13 protein-coding genes are annotated in these 13655 nt (G+C 62.0%); 11 read left to right on the forward strand and 2 right to left on the reverse strand.

Going from position 1 to position 13655, the window contains the following annotated elements; genetic code table 11:
• Window positions 1-60: 60 nt before the first annotated feature.
• The 3 genes from B6V76_RS16130 to B6V76_RS16140 all read left to right on the forward strand — a co-directional run bounded on the left by B6V76_RS16130 (window position 61) and on the right by B6V76_RS16140 (window position 4967).
• The gene (locus B6V76_RS16130; protein WP_088727924.1) at window positions 61-1479 is read left to right on the forward strand and encodes a cytochrome ubiquinol oxidase subunit I; all 1419 of its coding nucleotides are present in this window, start codon (window positions 61-63) and stop codon (window positions 1477-1479) included.
• Window positions 1476-2489, forward strand: coding sequence for a cytochrome d ubiquinol oxidase subunit II (gene cydB, locus B6V76_RS16135; RefSeq protein WP_088727925.1), 1014 nt, complete (start codon window positions 1476-1478; stop codon window positions 2487-2489). Before B6V76_RS16130 ends, cydB begins: the two co-directional genes overlap by 4 nt.
• Window positions 2490-2681: 192 nt before the next feature.
• Window positions 2682-4967 carry an FdhF/YdeP family oxidoreductase gene (locus tag B6V76_RS16140; RefSeq protein ID WP_088727926.1) on the forward strand — a complete coding sequence of 762 codons (2286 nt, stop codon included), beginning with the start codon at window positions 2682-2684 and terminating at the stop codon, window positions 4965-4967.
• On the opposite strand, the gene B6V76_RS16145 is transcribed toward B6V76_RS16140, so the two are convergent.
• Window positions 4964-6142, reverse strand: coding sequence for an MFS transporter (locus tag B6V76_RS16145; protein WP_088722961.1), 1179 nt, complete (start codon window positions 6140-6142; stop codon window positions 4964-4966). The genes B6V76_RS16140 and B6V76_RS16145 overlap by 4 nt on opposite strands.
• Before the next feature lie 84 nt (window positions 6143-6226).
• On the reverse strand, window positions 6227-7240 hold the full coding sequence (locus B6V76_RS16150) for an NAD-dependent epimerase/dehydratase family protein (RefSeq protein ID WP_088722962.1): 1014 nt from the start codon (window positions 7238-7240) through the stop codon (window positions 6227-6229).
• A gap of 258 nt (window positions 7241-7498) precedes the next feature.
• Here B6V76_RS16150 and rplO point away from each other — a divergent pair, with 258 nt between their 5' ends.
• From rplO to B6V76_RS16190, 8 genes are all read left to right on the forward strand, one after another.
• Window positions 7499-7966 (forward strand): 50S ribosomal protein L15, encoded by a 468-nt coding sequence (rplO, locus tag B6V76_RS16155; RefSeq protein WP_075775944.1) that lies wholly within the window; start codon window positions 7499-7501, stop codon window positions 7964-7966.
• A 103-nt stretch (window positions 7967-8069) separates the two neighbouring features.
• On the forward strand, window positions 8070-9440 hold the full coding sequence (gene secY / locus B6V76_RS16160; RefSeq protein WP_075775945.1) for a preprotein translocase subunit SecY: 1371 nt from the start codon (window positions 8070-8072) through the stop codon (window positions 9438-9440).
• Window positions 9441-9470: 30 nt separating this feature from the next.
• Window positions 9471-10121: an adenylate kinase gene (locus B6V76_RS16165; protein WP_075775946.1), complete on the forward strand. Its 651-nt coding sequence runs from the start codon at window positions 9471-9473 to the stop codon at window positions 10119-10121.
• A 185-nt stretch (window positions 10122-10306) separates the two neighbouring features.
• Window positions 10307-10675: a 30S ribosomal protein S13 gene (rpsM, locus tag B6V76_RS16170; protein ID WP_075775947.1), complete on the forward strand. Its 369-nt coding sequence runs from the start codon at window positions 10307-10309 to the stop codon at window positions 10673-10675.
• A 15-nt stretch (window positions 10676-10690) separates the two neighbouring features.
• Window positions 10691-11080, forward strand: a complete 390-nt coding sequence (gene rpsK / locus B6V76_RS16175) for a 30S ribosomal protein S11 (protein ID WP_038076914.1) — start codon at window positions 10691-10693, stop codon at window positions 11078-11080.
• A gap of 120 nt (window positions 11081-11200) precedes the next feature.
• Window positions 11201-12217 carry a DNA-directed RNA polymerase subunit alpha gene (locus B6V76_RS16180; RefSeq protein ID WP_075775948.1) on the forward strand — a complete coding sequence of 339 codons (1017 nt, stop codon included), beginning with the start codon at window positions 11201-11203 and terminating at the stop codon, window positions 12215-12217.
• A gap of 140 nt (window positions 12218-12357) precedes the next feature.
• Window positions 12358-12777: a 50S ribosomal protein L17 gene (gene rplQ / locus B6V76_RS16185; protein WP_075776021.1), complete on the forward strand. Its 420-nt coding sequence runs from the start codon at window positions 12358-12360 to the stop codon at window positions 12775-12777.
• Window positions 12778-13022: 245 nt separating this feature from the next.
• Window positions 13023-13634, forward strand: coding sequence for an autoinducer binding domain-containing protein (locus B6V76_RS16190; RefSeq protein ID WP_075775949.1), 612 nt, complete (start codon window positions 13023-13025; stop codon window positions 13632-13634).
• Window positions 13635-13655: the final 21 nt, after the last annotated feature.

Consider the following 13655-nt stretch of genomic DNA (forward strand, 5'->3'; position numbering starts at 1 on the left):
TTGCCGTACCCTCGGGTAAGTCTAGTTCTTATCACGTAACGTGCAGAAACGCGGACGACCATGAGCATATTCGACATACCGACACTCGATCTGGCGCGGGCGCAATTCGCCTTCGTCGTCGCGGCACACATCGTCTTCCCGGCCTTCTCGATCGGCACGGCGAGCTACCTGATGGTGCTGGAAGCCCTGCGGATGATCACCGGCAAACAGGTCTACCAGCGAATTTTCGAGTTCTGGAAACACATCTTCGCGGTGGTCTTCGGGATGGGTGTCGTCTCGGGCGTCGTGATGTCCTACGAGTTCGGTCTGAACTTCGCGCATTTTTCCGACAAGGCGGGCCCGGTGATCGGGCCGCTGATGGGCTACGAGGTGATGACGGCCTTCTTCCTCGAGGCCGGTTTCCTCGGGATCATGCTGTTTGGCCGCAACCGGGTGAACAAGTGGATCTACATGTTCGCGGTCACGATGGTCGCGGTCGGCACCTTGATCTCGGCCTTCTGGATTCTCTCTGTGAACAGCTGGATGCAGACGCCGCAGGGCTTCAAGATCAACGATGTCGGCCAATTCATTCCGACCAGCTGGTTCGAGGTGATCTTCAATCCCTCGCTGCCCTATCGTTTCGTTCACATGGTGCTGGCGGCCTATCTCACGACCGCGCTCGTCGTGGCGGGTGTCGGCGCGTGGCATCACATCCGGGGCAATGCGGACGATGCCGTGCGCACCATGTTCCGCATGGCGATCGGGATGATCCTCGTGACCGCACCGATCCAGATCTTTGCCGGCGACCAGCACGGGCTCAATACGCTCGAACATCAGCCTGCCAAGATCGCGGCGATGGAAGGGCATTGGGAGACCAGCAAGGGTGCCGGGCTGATCCTCTTCGGCATCCCGAACCCGAGCAAGGAGCGCACCGATTACAAGATCGAGGTGCCCTATGCGTCCTCGCTGATCCTGACCCACTCGCTCGATGGCGAGGTGCCGGGCCTCGGGGACTTCCCGCCGAATGAGCGCCCGCCGATGACGATCGTCTTCTTCACCTTCCGGATCATGGTGGGGCTCGGCTTCGCCTTCGCCGCGATCGGGCTCTGGGGCGGCTGGCTGATGTGGCGCAAGCGCCTGCACGAGCCGGGCCTGTTCCACAAGGTGGCGCTGGTCTTCGCGCCGGGCGGCTTCCTCGCGATCATCATGGGCTGGTTCACCACCGAATTCGGCCGCCAGCCCTACACCATCTACGGTCACTTCACGACGGCGGAGTCCGTGTCCTCGCTGACGGCGGGGCAGGCCTGGGCCGCGCTGATCGGGTTCGTCGTGGTCTATGCCTTCCTCTTCGGTTCGGGCACCTTCTACCTGCTGCGGCTGATGCGGCGCGGACCGGAAGGTGCCGAGCCGGTGGAGAACACGCCGCAGCGCGCAGGCGGCGTGGCGGGCGCGATGCTCGCCAATGATGTGACGACCGAGAAAGAGGGGGCCCACGCATGACCGGCTTTGCGCATTACCTGCCCGACATCTGGGCCGCGATCATCGCCTTCGCGATCCTGACCTACGTGGTGCTCGACGGGTTCGATCTCGGCATCGGCATCCTGTTTCCGTTCCTCGGCTCCGAGGAGAACCGCACCCGCGCGATGAACTCGGTCGCCCCGGTCTGGGACGGCAACGAGACATGGCTGGTGATGGGCGGCGGCGGTCTGCTTGCCGTCTTTCCGCTGGCCTACGGGATCATCCTGAACGCGCTTTATATCCCCATCGTCATAATGCTGCTCGCTCTCGCGTTCCGGGGTGTGGCCTTCGAGTTTCGTGGCAAGACCCGGCGCTGGCAGCGGCTGTGGGACCGGGCGTTCTTCGGCGGCTCGCTCGTCGCGACGCTGGCGCAGGGCGCGATCCTCGGCGGGCTGCTGCGCGGCCCCGAAGTGACCGCCCGGACCTTTACCGGCGGCCCGTTCGACTGGGTGAGCTTCTTCTCGCTCGGCACCGCGCTGGCGCTGGTGGCGGGCTACGTGATGCTGGGGGCGGCCTGGCTGGTCATCAAGACTTCGCACGGGCTCTATGATCTGGCGCGCCGGATCGGGGAGCGCGCGCTGATCGCGACGCTGGGGTTCATCGGCCTCGCTTCGCTCGCCACCCCGTTCCTGCATCCGGAATATTATCACCGCTGGTTCCAATGGCCGGGCGTGATCTGGAGCGCGGTGGTGCCGCTTCTGCTGCTCGTGGCGGGCTTCGGCTACTGGACGGCGATCCGCTCGGACCGAGGCGTCGTCGCCTACCTGTCGGGGATCGCTATCTTCGTGCTGTGTTTCGCGGGACTGGGACTGTCGATCTTCCCCTATATCGTGCCCGCCTCAATCACCATCCGCGAGGCCTCCACACCGGCGATGTCGCAGGGCTTCATCCTCGTCGGCGCGGCGATTTTCCTGCCGATCATCCTTGCTTATACGGCCTATGCCTACTGGGTGTTCCGCGGCAAGACGTCCGAGCATGAACATCACTACTGAGTGAAGCGCGAGAACCGCTGGAACCGGGGGCGCAGACGCTTGGTTGGGTCTGCGTGATCCATATCCCGCGTACAGATTTCATGCCCGACGTTTTCCATATGTCGCCTTCAGCCGGTAAGTCCGGCCTACGCGCGTCCCTCGGGGCGCGCGTGCTCGTATCTGCGCGGACCAAAACCGGAGGAGCTGCGCGCCATGTCTGACAAGCTAGATAAACTTCCCGAAGAAAGCGGCCCGTCGGGCGGGTGGGGCTCGTTGAAGGGTATCGCCCGGATCTTCGGTGAATCCTGGCCTTCTTCGCCTGACGTGCTGCGCGAACTCGAGCGGCAGAACAAGCCGGGCGGCTTCATGTGCGCCTCCTGCGCCTTCCCGAAACCTGCCAATTACCACCCGTTCGAATTCTGCGAAAACGGGGCGAAGGCGACGCTCTGGGAGATGACGAAATCGCGCCACACGCCCGAGTTCTGGGATGATCATACGGTTGCGGAACTCAAGGACTGGCCCGATCACGAGCTGGAAAAGACCGGCCGCCTGACCGCGCCGATGCGCTACGATCGCGCCTCCGACCGCTATGTCGAGGTCAGCTGGGACGAGGCTTTCTCAGAGATCGGTTCGATCGTGAAGGGGCTGCCGAAGAAAGAGGTCGTATTCTATTCCTCGGGCCATGCCGGGCTGGAAGCGAGCTATCTCTGGGCTCTGATGGCGCGCGCCTACGGCAACAACAACCTGCCGCAAAGCTCCAATATGTGCCACGAGACGACTTCGGTCGGCCTCAAGAAGGTGATCGGCTCGCCGGTCGGCACCATTCTCTGGGAAGATCTCGAAGAGACCGACTGCTTCTTCTTCTTCGGTCAGAACCCCGGCACCAACTCGCCGCGTTTCCTGCATCCGCTGAAGGCGGCGAAGGATCGTGGGGCGAAGATCGTCACTTTCAATCCGGTGAAGGAACAGGGGCTCGTCAGCTTCGTCGATCCGCAGAACCTCTACGATATGGCGCGGGGCCACGAAACCAAGATCTCCGACCAGTATCACCAGTTGAAGGCAGGCTCGGACATCGCGGCGCTGACTGGCCTGTGCAAGGCGGTGCTCGAAGAGGACGAGAAAGCCCAGGCGCAGGGTCGCCCAGAGGTCGTCGACTGGGAGTTCCTGAAAGAGCACGCGATCAATTACGACGAGTTCCTGACCTTCTGCCGCACGACGTCGTGGGAACAAATCACCGAGGAATGCGGGCTGTCCGAGGCCGAGCTGCGGCAGGCGGCGGATGTCTACATCCACGCCCAGAAGGTCATTGGCGTCTATGGCATGGGGCTTACTCAGCACGCGCATGGGGCGACCAATATAGGGATGCTGGTGAACTTCCTCGCGCTGCGCGGCAATATCGGGCGCAAGGGCGCGGGGTGCTGCCCGGTGCGCGGCCACTCCAACGTTCAGGGCCAGCGTACGGTGGGCATCGCCGAAAAGGCGAAGCTGATCCCGATGGACAAGCTGCGCGAGCTCTACGATTTCGAGCCGCCGCAGGAAGACGGTTTCCACATCGTCGACGCCGCGCAGGCGATGCTGGAGGGCAAGGTCTCGGCTACCTTCTCGCTCGGCGGCAACTTGGTTCGCGCGCTACCCGATAGCGACCGGATAGAAGAAGCGTGGCCGAAGCAGAAGCTCACGGTGATGATCTCGACGAAGCTCAACCGTTCCCATCTCTATCCGGGCGAGGTGGCTTATATCCTCCCCTGTCTGAGCCGGTCGGAAAAGGACGAGCAGGAAACGGGTAACCAATACGTCTCGGTCGAGGACAGCTTTTCGATGATCCATGGCTCTCTCGGCAAGGGTGCGCCCGCGTCGGACAAGCTGAAATCCGAGCTGGCGATCACCTGTAGCATCGCGAAGGCGATCTGCGAGCCTAACCCGAAGCTGAAATGGGACGAGTGGGTGAAGGACTACTCCCAGGTCCGCGACCTGATCGAGGCGACCTACCCGGACGATTTCCGCGGCTTCAACGAGCGGCTGAACGAGCCGGGCGGGTTCTGGCGCGGCAATCCGGCGCATGATCGCATCTGGAAGACCGAGAGTGGCAAGCTGGAGTTCACGACGCCGTCCAAGCTCAACGCGCTGGGGTTCGACGACAAACCGGGCCGCTACCGGATGATCACGATGCGCTCCAACGACCAGTTCAACACCACGATCTACGGCTATTCGGACCGCTTCCGCGGGATCGAGGGGACGCGTGACGTGCTCTTGATGAACAAGATCGACATGGCCGATCTGGGGCTCGAGCACGGCGACCCTGTGGTTGTCCATGGCGACATGGATGATGGGGTCGCACGCAGCAAGACCGGGCTGAAGGTCGTCACGTTCGAGCTGCCGCGCGGCACGGTCGGGGGCTATTACCCCGAGTGCAACGTGCTGGTGCCGGTGGGGCTCAATGACGAGCTGTCGAAGACGCCCGGCTCCAAGGGCGTCCCGGTGCGTATCGAGAAAGCCTAAGCGGGAACGGCGGCGGGGCGACGGCTGTCGATCCACGCGATGGCAAGGAAGACAAGCCCCGCCGCTGCCAGCCCCGCACCGACATAACCTGTGGCGGTCCAGCCATAGCCTTCCGCCAGCGCGATCCCGGCAAGAAACGGCCCGATCGCGTTGGCGAGATTGAAGGCCGCGTGATTGAGGGCAGCGGCGAGCGTCTGAGCCTCGCCCGCGACTTCCATCAGCCGCATCTGCATCGGGATCACCATCCCGGCGGTCGAGCCAAGCGCGACCATCGCCACCGACATCGCGACCCAGTTGCCGATGGTGAAGGTGTAGAGGATCGACATCACCATCATCCCGCAAAGCAGGATCACCCCCGCGCCGAAGCGCGACCAATCAGAGAGCTTGCCCGAAATCCAGTTGCCCAGCGTGCCGCCCACCCCGAAGGCGGACAGTGCCACAGGGATCGTCCAGGCGGGGCCTGCCTGCGTGTCGATCATCGCCGCTGACAAGTAGGAATAGACCGCGAAGATGCCGCCGAAGCCGATCGAGCCTACAAGAAGCGTCAGCCAGACCGAGCGATTGGCCAGAGCACCGAGCTCGCGCATCGGGCTGGCGTTCGGATCGCGCGGTGTCGCAGGGGCGACGCGCGCGATCATCAGGGCCGAAGCCGCGCAGATCACCGCCACGATGGCAAAGCCCCAGCGCCAGCCGAAATTCTGGCCGATCGCCCCCGCCAGCGGCACGCCCACGATATTCGCGATCGTCAGGCCGGAGATCACCATCGCGATGCCCTGCGCGCGTTTGCCTACGGGCATCAGGTCAGCGGCGAACAGCATCGCCATCCCGAAATAGGCCCCATGCGGCAGGCCCGAGGCGAAGCGCGCCGCCATGAAGCTATCCATATTCGGTGCGAACCCGGCCAGCAGGTTCGCCACCGCATAGAACCCCATCAGCCCGATCAGGAACTGCTTGCGCGGGATTTTCGCGCCGATCACCGCCAGAAGCGGCGCGCCGATCACGACGCCAAGCGCATAGGCCGAGATCGCATGACCGGCCCGCGCCTCGGTGATCCCGAAATCGGCCGCGTAATAGGGCAGCAGCCCCATGGACGCGAATTCGATCACGCCGATACCGAAAGTGCCAAGGGCCAGCGACAGGATCACGGCCCGCGCGTGGCGGGGTTCGAGCGTCATGGTAGTCTCCGAAAATAGGCGTGTAGCGCGAGTATCAGCCCCGTGACTTAGGCGATTGCTGCGCTGCGGCAAGGGGCGGCCCGGTTATTTCCCGTAATAGTCGCGGAACCACGCCACGAATTTCGCGATCCCCTCGCGGACATTCGTCTGCGGCCGGTATCCGGTAAGGCTTTGCAGAAGCGAGGCATCGGCCCATGTCGCGGGCACGTCGCCTTTCTGCATCTCCATGTAATTGCGCTTTGCGGGGCGGCCCAGCTCGGTCTCCAGCGCATCGACGAAATCCAGAAGCTTCACCTTGTCGGAATTGCCGATATTGACGATCCGGTAGGGGGCCACGGGCGAAAGGCTGTCGCCCTCGGCGATCTCGTCGCGCGAGGCGGGGCGCTCGGGGACTGCATCGATCAACAGGCGGATGCCGCGCACGAGGTCTTCGACATAGGTGAAGTCGCGATACATCTCGCCATGGTTATAGATGTCGATCGGGCGGTCGTTCAGGATCGCATCGGTGAACTTGAACAGCGCCATATCGGGACGGCCCCACGGCCCGTAGACCGTGAAGAAGCGGAACATGGTCGTCGGCAGGTTCCACAGATGAGCATAGGAATGGCCCATCGACTCGGTCGCCTTCTTCGTCGCCGCATAGATCGTCAGCTGCGTGTCTGCCTTGTCGGTCTCGGCATAGGGCATGTCCTCGTTCGCGCCGTAGACCGACGAGGTCGAGGCCATCAGCAGGTGCTTAACCTCGTGGCGGCGCGCGGCCTCCATCACGTTGAAGGTGCCCACGATATTCGCCTCGATATAGGCGCGGGGCTGTTCGAGGCTGTAGCGCACGCCGGCTTGAGCTGCGAGATGGACGATGATCTCGGGTTTGAACTCATCCGCCATCGCGTCGAAGGTCTCGAGGTCTTCGAGCATCCCCTCGGTCGCGGAGAAATTCGGGTTCTGCAGCAACATCGCATGGCGGCGCTGTTTGAGGGCGACATCATAATAGTCGGTCATCCCGTCATAGCCATGCACCCGGTAACCTTCGTCGAGCAGCAGCTTCGCCAGATGGTAACCGATGAAGCCCGCGGTGCCGGTGATCAGGATGCGCGTCATGAATGTCCCTCGCAAATACTGCATCTGCAGTAGCGAGAGGGGGGTGGGAAGGTCAAGCGAGGCGGAGAAAATGTCCCCGGGCAGACGAGGGGGAACGGCAGCCCAAGCCACTGCTCGAAGCGCGAACGCGGGAGTTGCGTGCGCGGGGCAAACGCACTATACGCCCCCGGTGGCCCGACGGCCGCATCAGAATCAACGCAAAAAGCCGTGTCCCTTCCGCACTCGCTTCGGGAAGGTGTTCCGGCAAGGAGAAGCGATATGAAACTCAATGAACTGCGCGACAACGAAGGCGCGGCCCAGAAGAAAAAGCGCGTCGCCCGCGGTCCCGGCTCGGGCAAGGGCAAGATGGCTGGCCGTGGTATCAAAGGTCAGAAGTCGCGTTCGGGTGTGGCCCTGAACGGTTACGAAGGCGGCCAGATGCCGCTCTATCGTCGTCTTCCGAAGCGTGGCTTCACCAAGCCGAACGCGAAGAAGTTCAACGTCGTGAACCTCGGCCAGATCGAGAAATTCATCGAAGCCGGCAAGCTCGACGCGAAATCGGACATCACCGAAGACGCTCTGGTCGCGGCCGGTGTCGTGCGCCGCAAGCTCGATGGCGTGCGTGTTCTCGCCAAGGGCGACATCAAGTCGAAAGTGGCTCTGAAGGTCACCGGCGCTTCGAAATCGGCCATCGAGGCTGTCGAGAAGGCTGGCGGCTCGGTCACGGTGGCGCAGGCCGCTGAATAAGCTGTTGTGAGCGGGCCCCGGCCCGATTACATAGGCGAAGGTTTTCTAGGCGCCGCCGACCGGGAACCGGTTGGGCGGCGCTTTACATGAAAGAGACGAGCATATGGCATCTGCTGCAGAGCAAATGGCGGCGAACCTCAGCTGGGACGCCCTGGGCAAAGCCACCGAGCTGCGCCAGCGCATCTTCTTCACCATTGGTTTGCTGATCATCTACCGCCTTGGCACCTATATTCCGGTTCCGGGCATCGACGCGCAGGCACTGCGCGAATTCATGCAAAGCGCGGGCTCCGGCCTTGGCGGCGTGTTGTCGATGTTCACGGGCGGCGCGCTCGGTCGGATGGGTGTCTTCGCACTCGGCATCATGCCCTATATCTCGGCCTCGATCATCATCCAGCTTCTGACCGCTCTGGTGCCCGCACTCGAGCAGATGAAGAAGGAAGGCGAACAGGGCCGCAAGAAGATCAACCAGATCACGCGCTATGCGACCGTGGCCCTGGCGACCTTCCAGGCATGGGGGCTGGCCGTCTCGCTCGAGAAGGGCGATCTGGCACACGATCCGGGCCTGTTCTTCGTCGCAGCCGTGGTCATCACGCTCGTCGGCGGCACAATGTTCCTGATGTGGCTGGGTGAGCAGATCACCGCACGCGGCATCGGCAACGGCATCTCGCTCATCATCTTCGTCGGTATCGTCGCGGAAATCCCGGCGGCTCTGGCCCGCTTCCTCGAGCAGGGGCGTGCGGGTGCGATCTCCACTCCGGTGATCCTCGGGGTGATCCTGATGATCGCGATCGTGATCACCTTCGTCGTCTTCATGGAACGCGCGCTGCGCAAGATCCATATCCAGTATCCGCGCCGTCAGGTGGGGATGAAGGTCTATGACGGCGGCTCCAGCCACCTGCCGATCAAGGTGAACCCGGCGGGCGTCATCCCGGCGATCTTCGCCTCGTCGCTCCTGCTGCTGCCGACCACCATCGCGACTTTCTCGGGCCAGAACACCGGTCCCGTGATGTCGACGATCCTCGCCTATTTCGGCCCGGGGCAGCCGCTGTATCTGCTGTTCTACGTCGCGATGATCGTGTTCTTCGCCTATTTCTACACCGCGAACGTGTCGTTCAAATCGGACGAGGTCGCGGATAACCTGAAAAATCAGGGCGGCTTCGTGCCCGGCATCCGTCCCGGCAAGAAGACCGAGGAATATCTCGACTACGTTGTCAGCCGCGTTCTGGTGATCGGCTCTGCCTATCTCGCTGCGGTCTGCCTTCTGCCCGAGATCCTGCGTTCGCAGCTGTCCATCCCGTTCTACTTCGGCGGCACCTCGGTTCTGATCGTGGTCACCGTTTCGATGGACACCATCAACCAAATTCAGTCGCATCTTCTGGCCCACCAATACGAGGGTCTGATCGAGCGTTCGCAGCTTCGCGGCCGTTCGGGCAAGAAGAAGAAGGGGCCGCGCAAGCCGCCCGCGCGCCGCTAAATCCGCCAAGCGTTTTCAGGGGGAGCCGACATGGCAAATATTATTCTTCTCGGCCCGCCTGGCGCGGGCAAGGGCACCCAGGCCCGCCGTCTCGTCGAAGAGCGCGGCATGGTCCAGCTCTCGACCGGCGACATGCTGCGAGAGGCGAAGGACTCCGGCACCGAGATGGGCAATGTCGTCGCCGAGGTGATGGCCAAAGGCCAGCTGGTGACCGACGAGATCGTCATCGGTCTGATCGAGGAAAAGCTCGCCGCCGGTGGCGAAGGCTTCATTTTCGACGGCTTCCCGCGGACGCTGGGCCAGGCCGACGCCCTGGGCAAGCTGCTCGCCAAGATGGGCACCAAGCTCGACGCGGTGATTGAGATGCAGGTCGATGACGAGGCGCTTGTCGCCCGCATCACCGGCCGCTCGACCTGCGGTGGTTGCGGCGAGGTCTATCATGATCAGACCAAGCCCTGGCCCGCGGATGGCAAATGCGAGAAGTGCGGCGGCACCGACGTGAAGCGTCGTGCGGATGACAACGAAGAAAGCCTGCGCACCCGGTTGATGGAGTATTACAAGAAGACCTCTCCACTGATCGGCTACTACTACCACGCGGGCGATCTGTTCACGATCGACGGGCTGGCCGAAATCGAGACCGTAGCGACCTCGATCGCGCGGATTCTCGACCAGCAAGGGTAATCGTAAAAGAAGCCTTGACCCGGAGGGCGTTTACCTCTAGGTCACGGCGTCTCCGATGAGAATCGTTTCCGAAAAGGGAGAGATTCCCTCGGGGATTAATCGTGGGGTCCGAAGCGCCAGTTTCGGGCCTCGTGTTGTGAAAAAAGGGCCTGGGGTTACGGGCTCGCAACGAAAGGATACACGCTTTGGCTCGTATTGCTGGCGTCAACATTCCGACCGGGAAACGCGTCCCGATCGCACTTACCTACATCACCGGGATCGGTCCCCATTCGGCTAAGCAGATTTGCGAAGCCACGGGTATCGACGTGACCCGTCGCGTCAACGAGCTTTCGGACTCCGAAGTGCTCGCGATCCGCGAACATATCGACGCCAACTACACCGTCGAGGGCGACCTGCGCCGTGAAGTTCAGATGAACGTCAAGCGCCTGATGGATCTCGGCTGCTACCGTGGCCTGCGTCATCGTCGCAACCTGCCCGTGCGCGGTCAGCGCACCCATACGAATGCGCGCACGCGCAAAGGCCCGGCGAAACCCATCGCTGGCAAGAAGAAGTAAGGGGAGGCAGGACAAATGGCTCGTGATAAGGTTCGCGCTAAGCGCAAGGAACGCAAGAACATCGCCGCTGGCGTCGTTCATGTGAACTCCTCGTTCAACAACACCAAAATCCTGATCTCTGACGTGCAGGGCAACGCGATCTCGTGGTCGTCGGCTGGCACGATGGGCTTCAAGGGCTCGCGCAAGTCGACCCCCTACGCCGCTCAGATGGCTGCGGAAGACGCGGCCAAGAAGGCTCAGGAACACGGTCTGCGCACCGTGGACGTCGAAGTTCAGGGTCCGGGTTCGGGTCGTGAATCGGCGCTGCGCGCGCTGGCTGCGGTCGGTCTGACCGTCACCTCGATCCGTGACGTGACCCCGATCGCCCATAACGGCTGCCGCCCGCCGAAGCGTCGCCGCGTCTAATCTAGATTACGACGGTCGGGCCGTGCGGGATTCCCGTGCGGCCCGCCCGCATTTTTCGGTTTTATCCTCGGGCGTCCCCGACTTTGGGCATGGGTCTGGGACAGGTATGGAGGCAAACGCATGATCCACAAGAATTGGGCTGAACTCATCAAGCCGACGCAGCTTGAAATCAAGCCCGGCAACGACCCGCTGCGTCAGGCGACGATCGTCGCCGAACCGCTCGAGCGTGGCTTTGGCCTGACGCTCGGCAACGCGCTGCGCCGCGTACTGCTCTCGTCGCTTCAGGGCGCCGCGATCACCAGCGTCCAGATCGACAACGTGCTGCACGAGTTCTCGTCGGTCGCGGGCGTTCGTGAAGACGTGACCGATATCGTCCTGAACCTCAAGGGCGTGGCTCTGCGTATGGACGTTGAAGGTCCGAAGCGCCTCTCGATCTCGGCCAAGGGCCCGGGCGTCGTGACCGCTGGCGACATTACCGAGACCGCGGGCATCGAGGTCCTGAACAAGGATCACGTGATCTGCCACCTCGACGATGGCGCCGACCTGTTCATGGAATTGACCGTTAACACCGGCAAGGGCTACGTCGCCGCCGACAAGAACCGTCCCGAGGATGCGCCCATCGGCCTGATCCCCGTCGACGCGATCTATTCGCCGGTCAAGAAAGTCGCCTACGAAGTGCAGCCGACCCGTGAAGGTCAGGTTCTGGACTATGACAAGCTGACCATGAAGGTCGAGACCGACGGTTCGCTGTCGGCCGAGGACGCGGTGGCCTTCGCTGCCCGCATCCTGCAGGACCAGCTTTCGATCTTCGTCAACTTCGAAGAGCCGGAATCGGCTGGCAAGCAGGACCAGGACGACGGTCTCGAGTTCAACCCGCTTCTGCTGAAGAAAGTGGACGAGCTGGAACTGTCCGTGCGTTCGGCGAACTGCCTGAAGAACGACAACATCGTCTATATCGGCGACCTGATCCAGAAAACCGAAGCCGAGATGCTCCGCACCCCGAACTTCGGCCGCAAGTCGCTGAACGAGATCAAGGAAGTGCTCTCGGGCATGGGCCTGCATCTCGGGATGGAAGTCGAAGATTGGCCGCCGGAGAACATCGAAGATCTGGCCAAGCGTTTCGAAGACCAGTTCTGATTGACGAATTGAGGGGCGTTGGCTAAACGCCCCTCCAATGCCCGGACTGCCGGGGACTATCTGGGTCACAAGACCCCAAGGTGAGTCGGTGACACGCATCGCCGGCCTGACAAAGCAAAACGCAAGATTGGAGAATGACAATGCGTCACGCACGTGGCTACCGCCGCCTCAACCGTACCCATGAGCACCGCAAGGCGCTCTTCGCCAACATGGCTGGCTCGCTGATCGAGCACGAGCAGATCAAGACGACCCTGCCGAAGGCGAAAGAACTGCGCCCGGTCATCGAGAAGCTGGTCACGCTCGCCAAGCGCGGCGATCTGCACGCTCGCCGTCAGGCGGCCTCGCAGCTCAAGCAGGACCAGTATGTCGCGAAGCTGTTCGACATCCTCGGCCCGCGCTACAAGGAGCGTCAGGGCGGCTACGTTCGCATTTTGAAAGCCGGTTTCCGTTACGGCGACATGGCGCCGATGGCGATCATCGAATTCGTCGACCGCGATCTGGACGCCAAAGGTGCTGCAGATAAAGCACGCGTCGAAGCCGAAGAGGCTGCAGAGGATTGATCCTCGCAGATGATTTCCCTTCGAAATCAACGAGTACTGGGAAATCCCGCCTTTTGGGCGGGATTTTCTTATTTCCGCCTGCATTTTCACGCAATTCTCGCGCAAAAGGTTATTGCGCAGGTGTGAAGCTTTCGCGAGTGTAAACGCGAGGGCGAGTGGGGACGTAAAGCCACTGTCGGAGCGAACTCCGCAGGGCGCGAACACTTTTAAGTTGACCGGGTTAATTCCAAACTGTCTAAAAAGATATGTCGATACAGAGCAGAATCGATTTGAAACTCCGTGACTTGGATCGTTTAGCTCCAGGTGGTTATTTTGTTGGACTGCATATTCGTTTTACGGCGCCGCTGATGACGTTCCAGACTTACGACAAGGCTTGGCTCGATCATTACACCGCAAACGGCTATGTGCTCCGCGACCCAATGACTGCTTGGGGGTTTAGCGAGACCGGCGCAATCCGGTGGAGCGACCCGCGGCTACCCGATCCTTTCCGTCTCTTCGATGAGGCCAAGAAATACGGTCTTATTTACGGGGCGACAGTCTCATGCGGCCCGATCCGGTCCCGTACTATCGCAAGCATGGCGCGCGATGATCGGGAATTCGACCTTACCGAGATCGAGACCTTCGAGCTTATCGTGCGTGAAATGCACGATATGACTCAACCGCCTGAGGAACTCACGCGAGCTCAGATCGAAGCCCTGCGCTGTGTTGCTGGGGGTGACCGACACGCGGCGGCGGCCGCGAAACTTGGAATTTCGGAAAGCGCGCTCAAGGCGCGGCTGAATTCTGCGCGCGCAAGACTGATGGCTCGGACGACCGCCGAAGCTATTCAGCGCGCAAAGGATTTCCGCCTGTTATAGTGTTGTTGACCCTCCGCACGG

Source organism: Thioclava sp. IC9, assembly GCF_002213225.1.
Lineage (GTDB): Bacteria > Pseudomonadota > Alphaproteobacteria > Rhodobacterales > Rhodobacteraceae > Thioclava > Thioclava nitratireducens.